The following is a 15,836-nucleotide window of genomic DNA, read 5'->3' as shown; positions in this document are numbered from 1 at the left end:
CGTCGCTCCCCACGTAGGAGCGCACCTGGGCGCGATGCAGCTTTACCGATAACCCGTGGTGCCCGGGTTCCACCGGCAATCGGTGTGCAAGTTCAAGCATTGCATCAGCCCGCGTGCGCCGAAGAGCGCATGCACGTCGTGTTGTTGTCGACGTAGCACTGCGCACTGCGCGTTTGGGTGCGAATGCGCCCATGCGGGCCGGATCGTCCGGTTCCTCGCCATGTGCCAGGCCTCGATGCAGGTTGCCTTGCGACCCAGCGCGGCGTCGCTATACCTGCTGGCGTAGCGTTGCGCATCGCCATGCAGGTCTAGAGAGACGAAGTCAGCGCTGACATTGGACGCATCGCTATCGCGTGGCAGCTGGCCTGGACAGCATCAAGCAAAGCTCGCAGTCTCGATGGCCGCGCTCGGCGGTTATTCCGGCTGCGCAGTCGCGGTTATCAACGCCACGCTGGCTCGCTCGCGTCTTGAACCCAGCGGCAGGGTCGCGACTTGAGAGCCGGGAGCGTCGTACAGCCACAGCGCACAACACCCTTCGGGGGAGGTCAGATAGCTGCTGCGAAAGGCCACAATGCTGGCGCTGTAACACGCCTGGCCGCGCCGCACACGAAAGTCGGCGACATAATCGAAGGTGTAGTGGCCCGCATCGTGCCAGGGCCATTGATCGGCTTCGTCGGGATCGCCGCTGGTCTGCGCCGGGCAGCGTGCAGCAGGGTCCGGTGCACGCTGCGTGCCGTCCGGTGAGAACGCAAGCTGCTGCAGCTGCGCGTTGACGGCTGCCTGCAGTTGCGGGTGTTGCGCCAGCCAGTGCGATGCCTGTTGTTCTTCGGCGGTGGCACTGGCTGCTTGGCGCGATGGTGTCGCCAGCGTGTGCCGGTAGCGATAGCGCACCTGCAGTACCTGCGTCTCCACGCGTTCGCCGGGCAAGGACAACGGGCGCGATACGGTCACCGTGTCCTGAAAATAATCGCCATCGCGGTAGGCCGCGTAGCTTTTGCCATCGATGCGCAGCCAGTACAAAGCCTGATCGCTGCCGCGGCCGTTGATGCTGAAGCTGCCCGGCGTGCTGTCTGCGTCAACTGCAGTGGCGACTGCCGGGCGGAAGCCCTGCGCGCGGTCGTAGCGCAGCACGGAGATGTCGTTGAAGAGCCCGGTGCCGCCGACATACGCATCGTCTATCAGATCGCGCTGACCGTCTTCGTCCAGGTCGGCCAATGTGTAGTGGTGGTTGCCGTTTTCAGCGATGTCGTTCTCTGCACTGGCACTGGTGGTGCGGTAAGCCTGTACTGCCAGCCACTCCGCATCTGTCACACCCACTGGCTGCACGGCTGGGGGTGCTTCGGCATCGTCGCTGTCGTCCGGCCTGCCGAGGTCGAAGCTGAGCCCGGTAGTGTCGGCATGGCGCTGCAGCACGGTATCGATCGGGGTGGGGTTGCCGATTGGCTCGGCGACGATTTCGCGACGCAATTGTTCCAGTACCTGCGAGACCGTCGCAGTCGTTGGCGGGGCCGCATGTGCCTGGAAAACCAGCCCGGCATGGGCGACGAGCACGAGCAGGCAGCCGTTGCGTTTCCTTGCTGACACAGCCGATGGCAGCATGCCGAAAGCGTGTCTGCCTCCGTGCTTGAACATCCGCGCGCTCATGCTGCCTGCATCCAGGCCGGTTTGAGTTTGGCGATGCGTTTGAACGCCGGGCATTGTGCGTGATGTGCGCCGGGCAGGTAGCCCAGACTCATCAGGAATTCGCCGGTGATTTCGCCGCCGGTGAAGCGGAACGTCTTCTTGAACAGTTTGACCCAGGCCGGCTTGTCGAGCGGATGCTGCGCATCTAGCCATTGCGCAAAACTGCCATGCGAACGGCGCAAGGTCTGGATGACCTGCGCGTTGTGGATGGCCGCCAGGATTTTCAGACGGTTGCGGATGATGCCGGCGTCGCTCATCAAGCGCGCAATCTCGGCGTCGCCATACGCCGCGACCGTATCCACGTCGAATCGGTCATACGCCTGCTGAAAATTGGCGCGTTTGCGCAGGATGGTTTCCCAGCTCAGGCCGGCCTGATTGATTTCCAGCACCAGGCGCTCGAACAGTTCGCGTTCTTCGCGCTGCGGGAACCCATATTCGTGGTCGTGGTAATGCCCATGCACCGGGTGGCCGGGCGCGATGCTGCAGTAGCCGCTCATGGCTGAGGTTCCGGCCGGATGCCTACTTCGTTGGGGGTGATGTGGATGCGTCGGCCTCCCGGCAGCGCCAGGTCCGGCCAGCGATTGGGCCGCGTCTGTAGCTGACCATTGCGCAGCGCCTGGCTCACTTCGCTCATGGCCGCATCGTCCAGGGAATAGAGCTTTGCCGTACCGGCTTGATACCATCCACCGCCGCTGCGGGTCTGCAGCTCGCAGGCAACCACATAGTCGGCGCCGAGATTGCACAACAGCACATCGAGCTCGCCGTCGCCATCGAGGTCGCTGCTGCTGACGACGCAGTTGCTGTTGCCCTGCGTGCAGGCGCCCCAGAGCATCTTGGACCGCACCAGGTAGTGCCACCAGTCCGCTGGCGGCTCTGCCTGGCCGGCAGCTACGGTCACGTGCTTGCGGATTTGGGTCAGGTCAGTCAGCTGTTTGTCCTTCTGGTCTTCTACTGGCTCACTGCCTGCCCAGCGGCTGGTGCGTGCCAGTAACTGCTCCAGCTTCTGCTTGCGCTCCGGGCTGCCGGCAAAGGGGGGCGTCGCGCGCAGCGACTGCACGGCCATATAGCCGCGGCGGCCATTGTCGAAACGCAGAAATTCCAGATTCTGTTGCAGGGTCTCGGGCGTGTCGTTGGCAAGGCGCTGCATCTGGCTCTGCACGGTGATGCGATACGGGTCGAGCAGCGGTGTATTGACCAGCACTGCCAGCCCGATCACCACCCACGACAGCGCCATGTTGCCGCCGGCCAGCTGCGGTAGCCAACGATCGGCGCGCGGCCGCAGCACCGCGAACGCGTAGGCCATGGCATATGCCAGCGCCAGCGCGGCCAGCAAGGCCGCGCAGACGCGTTCGCTGGTCCAGCCGTGCTGCGCAATGCGCAGGCCCACCGCGTAGGCGGCCAGCGCCGCATGCAGCGGCAGGCTGAGCAACCCGGCCTCGATCATCCGGCGCAACCACCGCGGATACGGCGGCAGCCCGCTGCCATCCTGGTACACCGCGTTGGTAAACAGCACCAGCCCGAACACCAGGCTCAGCAGGATCGACGCCGCCGAACGGGTCTGCCAGAGCGCCTGCAGCCCAGTAAACGGCAGCACCAGCAGGAACAGCAGCGCGATGCCGGCCAGCAGCGGGAGCAGCCCGGTGCAGAGGGCGAACAGGATCTGCCGCATCACCTGCACCGCGCGGTGCTGGGTGCGCCCGATCAGGATGCCCAGCCCGGTGATGGCGCCGGTCGCCAGGTAGGCGAACGCCTGTTCGTGGAACAGTTCGGCAAAAAACCTGATCTTGACCAGCGCGAACAGGCTGGCCCATAGCCCCAGCACCATCCAGCACACGCCCACGAACAGCAGCGCCAGTGCCAGGGTCAGGCCGTTCTGCCAGGCGTGTTCGAACAGGTCGCGGTAGCCGGCCCGCCAATGGCCGTGCAGCTGCCGATGTTGCATCCAGGGCAGCGCGACGAACCAGCCGACCGTGATGGTGAAGCCGAACGGACCAAGGACCCGCGCGACCTGCAGGGCCGGCGCGCCAGTGCTGCTCCACGCCGCCCAGCTGCCCAGGGCAGCCAATACCAGCGTGCTTGCCGCCACGTGCTGCCACAGGCGCCAGTCGCGAAGATCCTGCACGCTCAGCAGTAACAGGCTGGGCACGATCGCCACCACGGTGTACCAGCAGATTCGGGCGCCCAGTTCGGTGAAGGGCCACACGCCATGTTGTTGTCCCGCTGCGGCCAGATACAGCAGGCAGCCCTGCAAGAGCGCCACCAGTACGATCAAGACGCGGGTCTGGCGGGGCAGTGGCGCGTCGGAGCGCGCGGGTACGGTTCCAGGTGTAGGCAGCATCGTCGGTCCTTGGCATGCAATAGGCGGCAAGTATGGCAGTGGCTCTGCGCGCGGCGGAACGAACGGCTAGAATGCGGCCATGTCTGTTTTGCCCACGCCTCTGGCCAACCAACTGCTGATCGCGCTCCCGGCGCTGTCCGATCCCACCTTTTCGCGCAGCGTCGCGCTGATTTGTCAGCACGACGAAAATGGCGCGATGGGCGTGCTGGTCAACCGGCCGTCCGAGTACACATTGGGCGAAGTGCTGTCGCAGATGGGCATCGACACCGACGATGCGCAGCTGCGCGAGCAGATCGTGCTCAGTGGCGGGCCGGTGCACCCGGAGCGCGGCTTCGTCATCCATGACGATGCGCGCGAATGGGATTCCAGCCTGGAAGTGGGGCAGGGCGTGTTCCTGACCACGTCGCGCGACATCCTCGAAGCCATGGCCGCCGGCAAAGGCCCGCGCAATGCGCTGGTGGCACTGGGCTGCGCCGGCTGGGGCGCGGGCCAACTGGAATTCGAATTGGGCGAGAACAGCTGGCTGACCGCACCGTCGGACGCCAATGTATTGTTCGACACCGCGCTGGAAGATCGCTGGCAGACCGCTGCCGGGCGCATCGGTGTGGACCTGTTCCGGCTCACGGATTATTCCGGGCATGCCTGAGGCGGGCGCACTCCGCCCCGATGGCACAGTGCTGGGCTTCGACGTGGGGTCGCGCCGGATCGGTGTGGCGGTCGGTACCGCATTGGGTGCCGGTGCGCGTGCAGTCGCGGTCATCAATGTGCATGCCAACGGCCCGGACTGGGCAGCGCTGGATCGCGTGCACAAGGAATGGCGACCCAATGGCCTGGTGGTCGGCGACCCGCTCACGCTGGACGACAAGGACCAACCTGCCCGTAAACGCGCGCATGCCTTCGCCCGGCAATTGCGCGAACGCTATGCGCTGCCGGTCGTGCTGATCGACGAACGCTCCAGTTCGGTCGAAGCCGCGCAGCGGTTTGCGCGCGAACGCGCCGATGGGCGCAAGCGCCGCCGCGATGCCGACGCACTGGACGCCATGGCGGCGGCCGTTATCGTCGAACGCTGGCTGGCCGCGCCCTACCAAGCCACTCTTCTCCCTTGATTCCCGACCTGCGATGACCACCATGCAACTCGATTCGGACGGACGCCTGCGTCACCTGCTCACCCTGGAAGGACTGCCACGCACCACGCTGCTGCAACTGCTCGACCGTGCCGGCCAGATCCGCGATGCCGCGGTCGGCCGGGTCGGCAAGCGCAGCGTGCTGGCCGGCACGGCGGTGTGCACGCTTTTTTTTGAACCGTCCACGCGTACGCGTAGTTCATTCCATCTCGCCGCGCAGCGCTTGGGTGCGGACGTGCTCAATTTCGACGCGTCCACCTCCTCCACCCGTAAGGGCGAGACCGCGCGCGACACCTTGAAAAATCTCGAAGCGATGGGCGTGCGTGGGTTTGTCGTGCGCCACCCGGATGACGGTGCGGTGGAAGCGCTGGCCGCTGCCGCAGGCGAGGGCACCGCATTGATCAACGCCGGCGATGGCCGCAGTTCGCATCCCACCCAGGGCTTGCTCGACATGCTGACCCTGCGCCAGGCCAAGGGCACCGATTTTTCCAAGCTCAAGGTCGTGATCGTCGGCGACGTGAAGCACTCGCGTGTGGCGCGCTCGGACCTGCATGCACTGCGCACGCTGGGCGCTGGCGAGATCCGCGTGTGCGGCCCGGCCAGCCTGCTGCCCGATGACGACATGCTGGACGGCTGCGTGGTCGGCCAGGATTTCGACGCCATGCTGGAAGGTGCCGACGCCCTGATGATGCTGCGCCTGCAACGCGAGCGCATGGAAGAAGGCCTGGTGCCGTCGCTGGAGCAATATCACAGCGACTACGGGCTGACCCGCGAGCGTCTGGCGCGCGCCGGCCGCGATGCCGCAGTGCTGCATCCGGGCCCGATCAACCGCGGCGTGGAAATCACCGACGAGGTCGCCGACGGCGCGCAATCGTGCGTGCTGCGCCAGGTCGCCAACGGTGTCGCCGTACGTATGGCGGTGCTGGAAACCCTGCTGGGCTGATTGCCCGCACGTGCGCTCGCAGGCACCGCGGGAGCGCAGTGCCTGCGAAAGATCCACCGAATACTGAACACCGGGCGCAGCGACAGCCGTAGCAGCGCCCGTTTTTTTCCTGCGCGCAGGCATGCATCCCGGCACTCGAGCATGGCCGTCTGTCAGCATCGCTACGCAGCCACCAGCCGTGCGTCGCAGGTCGTCCGAATCGAGCTCCACCGTAACGATGCAGCGTCTCCTTCGCGATGCATCCCGTTGCCGCTGCTTGTCGCTTGTCTTGAGTCGCCGCCAACCTGACCTCAGCCGCGCGACCAAATGCGTGTGGCAGTGCACGCTCTTGCGATTCCCGATTCCCGATTCCCGATTCCCGATTCCCCGCAACAAGCACCAAGCGCTAACACCCGCTCGCCTAAGGTGACGGTCCCTTTCAATCGCAGGAGATCGCAATGGGTATTTCACGTCACGCCACCGCTCACTGGGAAGGCGACCTCAAGACCGGCAAGGGTCAACTCAGCACGCCGCAGAGCGGCTTGATGGACAACACCCGCTACGCCTTCAGCAGCCGCTTCGGCGACGAGAAGGGCACCAATCCTGAAGAACTCATCGCTGCCGCGCACGCGGGCTGCTTCACCATGGCGCTGTCGGCGCAGCTGACCGAAGCCGGCTTTCCGCCGACCTCGCTGGACACCCGTGCAGACGTCGATCTGTCGATGGAAGGCGGCCCGCAGCTGTCGCAGATCCGTCTGAAGCTCAAGGCGGTGGTGCCGGGGATCGACGAAGCCAAGTTCCGTGAGCTGGCCGATACCGCCAAGAAGAATTGCCCGGTATCCAAGGCGCTCAGCGCCGTGCCGATCAGCCTGGAAAGCGAATTTTCCAACTGATGTGTGTCAAGGCTGCGGAGCGTCGGCGGACCATGCCGGCGCGCGCAGCTGGCGGCAACCTGAATAGGCCTTTGTAAGGCCTGTTCGGTTCAGGGCGGTTTCACTGCAACAAGCCGAGCATCGGCAACGTGTCCTCCCTGTGAAGCTGCCGCAATGAAAACTCTTGTGCTTGGTGCTCTGGTAATGGGTCTGGCCGTGGCGGGCAATGCAACGGCGCAGCGCTACGACAGCGGCTACCGCGACAATGGTCGTGGCAGCTACGAGGACGGTCGTTACGAATACGCACGCGTCGTACGCGTGGACCCGATCATCGTGTCCGACTCCTACAACGAACGCAGCAGCGAGCGCTGCTACAACCGTCCGTCCGATGGCTACTACACCAGCAATGATGGCTACTCCCGCGATGGCGGCAGTTATGGCTCGCCCAATGCCTCCAATCGCGGCGTTGCCAGCGTCATCGGCGGTATCGCCGGTGCGGTGCTCGGCAGTCAGGTCGGTGGCGGTAACGGACGTCTGGTTGGCACTGCCGTTGGCACCATGGCCGGCGTCGCGGCAGGCCGCTCGATCTACGAGGCCAATCACCGCAGTTATCAAGGCAACGTCAGCGTCTGCGAACCTGTGTCGTACCGCACCTCGCGCGAGCGTGTGGATGGCTACGACGTGACGTACGAATATGCGGGCCGCACTTACCACACGCGCAGCGATTACAACCCGGGCGACCGGATCCGCGTACGCGTGGATGTGCGCCCTGACTGATTGACTGCGTGTGGGTTGTTCGTCAAAAACGCTGCGGGAAACCGCAGCGTTTTTTTTGCGAGATCTGCGGCAGGTGAGCGTTTGCTGCTAGTACTTGATGGCACGTCGCATCGGGCAGACTGCAACTGTTTCTGAGTTTGACCGCTAAACGCAGGTGCACCTTACGACGGATGTTGATCGGGCCGAGTTCGCAGCGCGGAAGAATTTTTATGGGTTCTTTGTCTGTGCACCGCACGCATCAAGCTGGGCGAACACCAACATGTCGGCTGCGCTCAGCCCCAGTCCAAGGTCCCGCGAATCACCGTCTGTACCTGGCCGCCGGACCACACGTCGCCGTTGCTGTCGATGCGCAGTTCCAGCAAGGCATCGAAGCCGATCTCGCGTCCCTGACTGACCACGTAGCGCCGCTCTTTGCCGGGCAGTGCGTGGCGGCTGTCCAGCCAGGCCGCGAGCACGGCATTGGCCGCACCGGACGCGGCGTCTTCAAAACGCCGGCCATTGCCCACAAAGGCGCGCACCGCCAGATCGTAGCTGCCGGCCCGAGCGGCACGCGCGTAGGCGAAGACGCCCATGCTGCCGGTGGATTCGGCCAATGCGGCAATCGCGTCCCAGCTCGGCTGCAGGCTGCGCAATGCGGCTTCGCTGGCCAGCTCCACGACCCACCAGGTGCGGCCGCCATCCATCAACGCGGGCGGCAGGGCGCCGAGCGACCAGCCGTGCAGTGCATCGCGCAGACGCGGGTCGTCCGCGTCCACCTGTTCGGTAACGCGCGCGCGCGGCGTGCGGATGGCGATGCTGCGGTGGCCATCGATCTGCTCCACGCGCAGCGGCAACTGGCCGGCAATGCCGTCCTGCACCAGCAGGCCTTCGTCTGGCGCGGCCAGCCCAGCGTCGAGCACCGCATGCGCCGTGCCCACGCTGGGGTGGCCAGCGAAGGGAACCTCTTTTTGCGGCGAAAACATCCGTAGCCGGTAGCTGCTGTGCGCATCGGCTGCGGGAAACACAAAGGTGGTTTCCGGCAACTTGGTCCAGCGGGCGATCGCCTGCATCGCCGCATCGTCCAGACCCTGCGCATCCAGCACCACCGCCAGCGGATTGCCGCTGCCAGGGCGGGCGGAGAACACATCCAGTTGCAGGAAACGGCGGGTGGTCATGGTGGCGGATCCGCGAACAGGGCGCGGCAGCTTACCAATCGATGCGGCCGTCGATCACCTGCAGCGTCGTTCCGCCAATCCAGACTTCGCCTGCATCATCCACTTCCACCTGGATGCGGCCATCGCGGCCCACCTCGCGGCCCTGGCTGGCGACGTAACGCGACGCCTCACCGGGCAGGCGGTTCTCGCCATGCAGGCGTGCGGCAATGCAGGCATTGGCGCTACCGGTGACCGGATCTTCGGGGATGCCGTCGCCGGGGCAAAACGCGCGCACCACCAGATCTGCGTCGCCGTCCTGCACAGCTGCATAAATCGCCAGCCCGGTGGCCGCGCTGGCCTGGGTCAGGCGGATAATCGCGGCAAGATCCGGCACGGCCTGGCGCACCGCCGCGGCGTCGGCCAGCTCCAGCAGCCACCAGTTCGGGCCGTTGTTCCAGAGTTCTGCGGGATGCTGTGCTACCTGCAATCCGGCGCTAGCTGCCTGCACTGCTGCCGCGTGGGTGTCGCCGGTTGCGATGATGTGCGCGCGCGGCGCGCGCAGCCGCACTTGCAAGGCGCCATGGCGGTCGAACACGTCCACCGGCAGCACGCCGGCCGCGCATTGCTGGTGCAGCCGGCCATCGGCCTTGTACGCGGTCAGCCCATGAGTTGCGGCGGCCCACGCCGCGCCGACGCTGGGATGGCCGGCAAACGGCAGCTCCGCGCGCGGGGTGAAAATGCGGATGTGATAGTCGGCATCCGGCATGCTGACCGGCACAAAAAAGATCGTCTCCGACAGGTTCAGCCATGCGGCGATCTGCTGCATCTGCTCGGTTGACAGCGCGCCCGCGTCGAACACCACGCCCAGCGGGTTGCCGGAGCCGGTGCGGCTGGCGAAGACATCCAGTTGCAGGTAGCGGTGCTTGCTCATGCGCGGTGCGATCTCGGTGGTAGGAACATTGCGGATGGTTGCAGCGCAAACCGTTGCCGCGATGAAGAGCGGCGCTGCGGAGTGCGACCGCACGCGGGGTCAGAGGCGCGCCATTGGCAGTAGAATCGGAGGTTCCGCCCGGCATCCCGGCTTCTTTCCCCCATCATAAACGCCTACTCCATGTCAGCTCCCCACTCTACCGATCGTTGGATCGTCCTCAAGTTCGGCGGCACCTCGGTGTCGCGTCGTCATCGCTGGGACACGATTGGAAAACTGGCGAGCAAACGGGCGAACGAAACCGGCGGCCGCGTGCTGGTGGTGGTGTCCGCGCTCTCGGGCGTGACCAACGAACTCACCGCCATTGCCGATGGCGCGGCCGACAGCGCACAGCGCGTGGCAGCGCTGGAACACCGCCATCGCGAGTTTCTGACCGAGCTCGAGCTCGATGCCGATGCGGTCCTCGGCGAGCGGCTGGCCGCATTGCATGCCCTGGTTGCCGATGCGCGCGCTGCAACGCGCACGCTCGATTGGCAGGCCGAGGTCCTGGGGCAGGGCGAATTGCTGTCTTCCACCATCGGTGCGGCATATCTGCATGCCAGCGGCCTGGATATGGGCTGGCTGGACGCACGGCAGTGGTTGTCGGCATTGCCGCCGCAACCCAATCAAAGCGAATGGTCCAAGCGCTTGTCGGTGTCGTGCCAGTGGCAGTCCGATGCGGACTGGCGTACGCGCTTCGATGCGCAGCCCACGCGCTTGCTGATCACGCAAGGGTTCATTTCGCGGCACGCCGATGGCGGTACTGCGATTCTTGGTCGTGGCGGCTCGGATACATCGGCGGCGTACTTCGGTGCGCTGCTCGGTGCCAGCCGCGTGGAAATCTGGACCGATGTGCCTGGCATGTTCAGCGCCAACCCGAAGGAAGTGCCGGACGCGCGCCTGCTGACCCGTCTGGACTATTACGAAGCGCAGGAAATTGCCACCACCGGCGCCAAGGTGCTCCATCCGCGCTCGATCAAGCCGTGCCGCGATTCCGGCGTGCCGATGGCGATCCTGGATACCGAGCGCCCGGAGTTGCCCGGCACCAGCATCGACGGTAATGCCGAGCCGGTGCTGGGCGTCAAGGCGATCAGCCGCCGCAACGGCATCGTGCTGGTGTCGATGGAAGGCATCGGCATGTGGCAGCAGGTGGGCTTTCTGGCCGACGTGTTTACCTTGTTCAAGAAGCATGGGTTGTCGGTGGACTTGATCGGCTCGGCCGAAACCAACGTCACCGTATCGCTGGACCCATCCGAGAACCTGGTCAACACCGATGTGCTGGCGGCGTTGTCGGCGGACTTGTCGCAGATCTGCAAGGTCAAGATTATTGTTCCTTGCGCGGCGATCACCCTGGTTGGCCGTGGCATGCGCTCATTGCTGCACAAACTGTCGGACGTGTGGGCCACGTTCGGGCAGGAACGCGTGCACATGATTTCGCAGTCGTCCAACGACTTGAACCTGACTTTCGTCATCGACGAAGCCGACGCCGACGGCCTGTTGCCGATTTTGCATGCCGAGTTGATCGACAGCGGCGCGATGCCGGTGAGCGAAGGCGAGGTGTTCGGCCCGCGCTGGCGCGAGATCATCGGCTCGGTGCGTCCGCGTGCCACGCCGTGGTGGCATGCCGAGCGTGCGCATCTGTTGACGCTGTCCAAGGCCGGCACGCCGCGCTATGCGTATCACCTGCCCACTGTGCGTGCGCGTGCGCATGCACTGGCGCAGATTTCGGCGGTGGATCAACGCTATTACGCAATCAAGGCCAATGCGCATCCGGCGATTCTGATCGCGCTGGAGCAGGCCGGTTTTGGGCTGGAATGCGTGTCGCATGGCGAATTGCGCCGTGTGTTCCAGACCCTGCCGGAGTTGTCGCCGCGCCGCGTGCTGTTTACCCCAAGCTTTGCGCCCAAGGCCGAATACGAGGCCGCATTTGCATTAGGCGTGACCGTCACCGTGGACAACGTCGAAGCGTTGCGCAATTGGCCGGAGGTATTCCGCGGCCGCAATGTCTGGCTGCGGATCGACCTGGGGCATGGCGATGGCCATCACGAGAAGGTCAACACCGGCGGCAAGGCGTCCAAGTTCGGCCTGTCGTCCACGCGTGTGGACGAGTTCGTTGAAGTCGCGCGCACGCTGGAGGTCACCATCACCGGTGTGCATGCGCACCTGGGCAGTGGCGTGGAGACCGGCGAGCACTGGCGCATGATGTACGACGAACTGGCCGGTTTCGCGCGCCGCATCGGCACGGTGGAAACCATCGATATCGGCGGCGGTCTGCCGATTCCGTACAGCGCTGAAGACGAGCCGTTCGATCTGGACGTGTGGGCCAAGGGGCTGGCCGAGGTCAAGGCGGTGCATCCGGGCTACCGCCTGGCGATCGAGCCGGGCCGGTATCTGGTGGCCGAAGCCGGCGTGTTGCTGGCCAGCGTCACCCAGGTGATCGAAAAGGATGGCGTGCAGCGCGTAGGGCTGGATGCGGGCATGAACACCTTGATCCGCCCGGCGCTCTACGATGCCTGGCACGACATCGAAAACCTCAGCCGGCTCGATGCCGTTGCCGATGGCGGTTTCGATATCGTCGGCCCGATCTGCGAGTCGTCGGACGTGTTCGGCAAGCGCCGCCGTCTGCCAGCTGCCACTGCTCCCGGCGATGTGGTGCTGGTGGCCGATGCCGGTGCGTACGGCTATTCGATGGCCAGCACCTACAACCAGCGTGAGCTGCCGCGCGAAGAGGTGATCGATGCGCCCGCTGGCTGAGTTCGTCTTGCTCAGTACCGTGGCCGGTGCCGTGTCGATGGTGTTTTCCACCGCCATCGACATGGCCGGCCAGCGGGTGCAGTGGACCGATAGCCTGAAGTGGGTGCTGCCGGCGCTGGTCGCGGCGGGCGTTGGCGCATGGAGCGCGGCGCTCTGGCAGCGTCGCCGCGACAGGCGAGCGACCGCGTCCGCGCAGCATGCCGGTGGCATGGCATTGCGCACGGTGGTGTTGAGCGCGCTCAGCTATCTGCCGGCGTTGCTGCTGTATCTCCTGGTGGCGTTGGCGGCCACTGGCGATGCGCGGGTGATTGGCTCGCAAGTGCTGCTGCTGTTGTTCGTCATCGGCTGCCTGCCGCTGCTGTGGGCTGCGGTGCCGTTTTCCATGATTGAATATGCCCTGTGCCGACGCTATCTGCGTCGGCAACGGGTTCTTGCAGGTAGTCCATGAGCGCTTTCGACAAACACCAGATCTCCACCTTCCGTTTCGTGCGCTGCGCACTCGACGCGCAGACCGGCGTGGCGACGCTGGTGTATGCCTTCGACCAGGGTCCGGAACTGGTGGAAACCGTTGCCGTGCCCGGCGCGCCGTTCGTGCTGGATGGCGCGCGTGCCGCTGCCGTTCAACAGGCCTTGCAGCTGCTACATCTCATTGCGGGCGTGAGTTACTACAAGGCTGCGGTGCCGCCGGCCATCGCCATCGACAGTTACAGTATCGATACCGACACCGCCGCGCTGGTGGAAAGCGTGTATCTGCACGGCTTGGGCGAATTCGCCTACCGCAATGGCTTGAATCTGCACGGCAAGATCAACTTTCCGGTGGCTGCGCCGGCAACTGCGCAAGCGCCTGCGTTGGGCCTGCGCGAGCATGCATTGGTCGCCATCGGTGGCGGCAAGGATTCGCTGGTCAGCATCGAAGCATTACGGCATGCAGGCATCGCGCAGACCGTCAGCTGGATCGGCGGCTCGCAACTGATCCGCGCCTGTGCCGAGCGCACCGGCCTGCCGGTGCTCAACGTCGGCCGCGTGCTGGCACCGGAGTTGTTCGAGCTCAACCGCCAGGGTGCGTGGAACGGGCATATCCCGGTGACGGCTGTGAACTCGGCCATCCTGGTGTTGTCGGCGCTGCTGACCGGCGTGGACCAGGTAGTGTTCTCCAACGAACGCTCGGCCAGCTACGGCAGCCAGATTCCCGGCACCGGCGAGGTCAATCACCAGTGGTCCAAGGGCTGGGCATTCGAGCAGGCGTTTGGCGCGTATGTGCAGCGTCACGTGGCGGCCGATCTGCGTTACTACTCGCTGCTGCGGCCACTGTCTGAGCTGGCGGTAGCGCGGCAGTTCGCCAAGACCGATCACTACGACGCACATTTTTCCAGCTGTAATCGTAACTTCCACATCATGGGCGAGCGCCCGGTGCACCGCTGGTGCGGCGTGTGCCCCAAATGCCATTTCGTGTTCCTGGCGCTGGCGCCGTTCATGCCCAAGACGCGTCTGGTCAGGATCTTCGGGCGCAATCTGCTCGACGATGCCAGCCAGGCCGGCGGCTACGATGCGCTGCTGGAATTTCAGGACCACAAGCCATTCGAATGCGTGGGCGAAGGCCGCGAATCGCGTGCGGCGATGGCGCTGCTGGCAACGCGCGCGGAGTGGAAGGAAGACGCGTTGGTGAAGCGTTTCATCCGCGAGATCCAGCCGCAGCTGGATGCGCAGGACCTGCAGCTGGAATCGCTGATGGCCATCGATGGCGAGCACCTCATTCCCTCGGCGCTGTGGGAGCGCGTGCGTGCGAATTTCGCAGTTTGAGGGCAGGGCGGTTGCGTTGTGGGGGTGGGGGCGTGAGGGACGCGCTGCCTATCGCGCGCTGCGTAGTGCCTTACCCACGCAACCGCTGACGGTCTTTTGCAACGCCGAAGAAGCGCGTGAGCTGGATGCATTGGCCGATGCGGCGTTGCAGGTGGAAACCGACGCCAGCGCGCAGGCGTTGGGCCGGTTCGAGGTTGTGGTGAAGTCGCCGGGCATCAGTCCGTATCGCGCCGAAGCACTCACTGCCGCTGCTGCGCACGGTACGCAGTTCATCGGCGGCACCGCGTTGTGGTTTGCCGAACACGTGCGGGCCGACGGCGATGTGACCGGCACCATCTGCGTGACCGGCACCAAGGGCAAGAGCACCACCACCGCATTGCTGGCGCACCTGTTGCGCAGTGCCGGGCATCGCACCGCCCTGGTCGGCAATATCGGCCAACCGTTGCTGGAAGTGCTGGCACCGCAACCGCCGCCGGCGTACTGGGCGATCGAGTTGTCCAGCTACCAGACCGGCGAGGTCGGGCGCAGCGGCGCGCGACCGCAACTGGCCGTGGTCTTGAACCTGTTTCCCGAACATCTGGACTGGCATGGCGACGAGGCGCGCTATGTGCGCGACAAGCTCTCGCTGGTGACCGAAGGGCGGCCGCGGATCGCCTTGCTCAACGCCGCCGATCCGCTGTTGCGCGGGTTGCAGCTGCCGGACAGCGAAGTGCGCTGGTTCAATCATGCCGATGGCTGGCATCTGCGCGGCGAGGTGGTGTATCGCGGCGAGCAGGCCATCTTCGATACCGCCAACGTGCCGCTGCCTGGCGAGCACAATCGCCGCAATTTGTGCGCGGTGCTGGCCGCAATCGAAGCGTTGGGCCTGGATGCCGCAGCGCTGGCACCGGCGGCGCTAAGCTTTCGTCCGTTGCCCAATCGTCTGCAGTTGCTTGGCAGCGTGGACGGCATCAGCTATGTCAACGACTCGATCAGCACGACACCGCATGCCTCGTTGGCCGCGTTGGCCTGCTTTGCGCAGCGACGCGTCGCCTTGCTGGTCGGCGGGCATGACCGCGGGCTGGATTGGCAGGAGTTTGCCGCGCAGATGGCGCAGCAGGCGCCGCTGGAAATCGTCACCATGGGCGCCAACGGCCCGCGTATCCATGCGCTGCTGGAGCCACTGTCCGTCACCGGCCGTTTCGGGCTGCACGCCGCCACCGATCTGGAACACGCCATGCAACTGGCACGCGATGCGCTGGGTGCGCAGGGCGGTGTGGTGCTGCTGTCGCCGGGCGCGCCCAGCTTCGGTGCCTACAGCGATTACGTTGCACGCGGCCGGCATTTCGCGCAGTTGGCCGGATTCGACCCGGCGGCGATCAGTGCCATCCCCGGGCTGGGCGTGCAGTAAGGATTCTGGCTGTCACGCCATCGCGCGCGCGATAGCCTCAACGCAGTAGAAGGGCCACGAGAGCGTGCCGACACGC

The 15,836-nt window shown here is 65.3% G+C and carries 14 protein-coding genes and 1 pseudogene; 9 read left to right on the top strand and 6 right to left on the bottom strand.

Annotation, left to right across the window (positions count from 1 at the left end; all coding sequences use genetic code 11):
* Positions 1-42: 42 nt before the first annotated feature.
* The 4 genes and pseudogenes from RQH86_RS13120 to RQH86_RS13105 form a co-directional block, all read right to left on the bottom strand.
* Positions 43-333, bottom strand: a pseudogene (locus RQH86_RS13120) (DUF72 domain-containing protein); the annotation flags it as partial.
* Between the two features lie 81 nt (positions 334-414).
* The gene (locus RQH86_RS13115) at positions 415-1,599 is read right to left on the bottom strand and encodes a hypothetical protein (protein ID WP_311239269.1); all 1,185 of its coding nucleotides are present in this window, start codon (positions 1,597-1,599) and stop codon (positions 415-417) included.
* Positions 1,600-1,640: 41 nt separating this feature from the next.
* The gene (locus tag RQH86_RS13110) at positions 1,641-2,180 is read right to left on the bottom strand and encodes a DNA-3-methyladenine glycosylase I (RefSeq protein WP_055849687.1); all 540 of its coding nucleotides are present in this window, start codon (positions 2,178-2,180) and stop codon (positions 1,641-1,643) included.
* Complete coding sequence (locus RQH86_RS13105; protein ID WP_311239268.1) at positions 2,177-4,021, bottom strand: DUF4153 domain-containing protein; 1,845 nt, start codon at positions 4,019-4,021, stop codon at positions 2,177-2,179. The genes RQH86_RS13110 and RQH86_RS13105 overlap by 4 nt, the downstream gene beginning before the upstream one ends.
* 79 nt (positions 4,022-4,100) lie before the next feature.
* Between RQH86_RS13105 and RQH86_RS13100 the strand changes: the two genes are divergently transcribed.
* From RQH86_RS13100 to RQH86_RS13080, 5 genes are all read left to right on the top strand, one after another.
* Positions 4,101-4,667: a YqgE/AlgH family protein gene (locus RQH86_RS13100; protein WP_055849691.1), complete on the top strand. Its 567-nt coding sequence runs from the start codon at positions 4,101-4,103 to the stop codon at positions 4,665-4,667.
* Positions 4,660-5,127, top strand: coding sequence for a Holliday junction resolvase RuvX (gene ruvX, locus RQH86_RS13095; RefSeq protein WP_115513476.1), 468 nt, complete (start codon positions 4,660-4,662; stop codon positions 5,125-5,127). Before RQH86_RS13100 ends, ruvX begins: the two co-directional genes overlap by 8 nt.
* A 13-nt stretch (positions 5,128-5,140) precedes the next feature.
* Positions 5,141-6,088 carry an aspartate carbamoyltransferase catalytic subunit gene (locus RQH86_RS13090; RefSeq protein WP_055849696.1) on the top strand — a complete coding sequence of 316 codons (948 nt, stop codon included), beginning with the start codon at positions 5,141-5,143 and terminating at the stop codon, positions 6,086-6,088.
* A gap of 437 nt (positions 6,089-6,525) precedes the next feature.
* Positions 6,526-6,960, top strand: coding sequence for an OsmC family protein (locus tag RQH86_RS13085; RefSeq protein ID WP_005992502.1), 435 nt, complete (start codon positions 6,526-6,528; stop codon positions 6,958-6,960).
* A gap of 153 nt (positions 6,961-7,113) precedes the next feature.
* Entirely contained in the window at positions 7,114-7,716 is a 603-nt protein-coding gene (locus RQH86_RS13080; RefSeq protein WP_055849699.1) for a glycine zipper 2TM domain-containing protein, read from the top strand.
* Positions 7,717-7,988: 272 nt separating this feature from the next.
* On the opposite strand, the gene RQH86_RS13075 is transcribed toward RQH86_RS13080, so the two are convergent.
* Both RQH86_RS13075 and RQH86_RS13070 read right to left on the bottom strand, forming a co-directional pair.
* Positions 7,989-8,870: a PhzF family phenazine biosynthesis protein gene (locus RQH86_RS13075; protein WP_311239267.1), complete on the bottom strand. Its 882-nt coding sequence runs from the start codon at positions 8,868-8,870 to the stop codon at positions 7,989-7,991.
* Positions 8,871-8,901: 31 nt separating this feature from the next.
* The gene (locus RQH86_RS13070) at positions 8,902-9,780 is read right to left on the bottom strand and encodes a PhzF family phenazine biosynthesis protein (protein WP_311239266.1); all 879 of its coding nucleotides are present in this window, start codon (positions 9,778-9,780) and stop codon (positions 8,902-8,904) included.
* A gap of 180 nt (positions 9,781-9,960) precedes the next feature.
* On the opposite strand from RQH86_RS13070, the gene RQH86_RS13065 reads away from it, so the two are divergent.
* From RQH86_RS13065 to murD, 4 genes are read left to right on the top strand one after another with little or no spacing between them, the layout of a single operon-like run.
* Complete coding sequence (locus RQH86_RS13065; protein WP_311239265.1) at positions 9,961-12,570, top strand: bifunctional aspartate kinase/diaminopimelate decarboxylase; 2,610 nt, start codon at positions 9,961-9,963, stop codon at positions 12,568-12,570.
* Positions 12,554-13,018: a hypothetical protein gene (locus tag RQH86_RS13060; RefSeq protein WP_311239264.1), complete on the top strand. Its 465-nt coding sequence runs from the start codon at positions 12,554-12,556 to the stop codon at positions 13,016-13,018. The genes RQH86_RS13065 and RQH86_RS13060 overlap by 17 nt, the downstream gene beginning before the upstream one ends.
* Positions 13,015-14,370, top strand: a complete 1,356-nt coding sequence (murL, locus tag RQH86_RS13055; RefSeq protein WP_311239263.1) for a UDP-N-acetyl-alpha-D-muramoyl-L-alanyl-L-glutamate epimerase — start codon at positions 13,015-13,017, stop codon at positions 14,368-14,370. Before RQH86_RS13060 ends, murL begins: the two co-directional genes overlap by 4 nt.
* Positions 14,351-15,760, top strand: coding sequence for a UDP-N-acetylmuramoyl-L-alanine--D-glutamate ligase (gene murD / locus RQH86_RS13050; protein WP_311239262.1), 1,410 nt, complete (start codon positions 14,351-14,353; stop codon positions 15,758-15,760). Before murL ends, murD begins: the two co-directional genes overlap by 20 nt.
* The last annotated feature ends 76 nt before the right edge of the window (positions 15,761-15,836 follow it).

Origin of the sequence: Xanthomonas sp. WCS2018Noco2-27 (genome assembly GCF_031843525.1) — a bacterium.
In the GTDB taxonomy this organism is placed as follows: domain Bacteria; phylum Pseudomonadota; class Gammaproteobacteria; order Xanthomonadales; family Xanthomonadaceae; genus Xanthomonas.
This window is presented reverse-complemented; position numbering and strand designations above follow the sequence as displayed.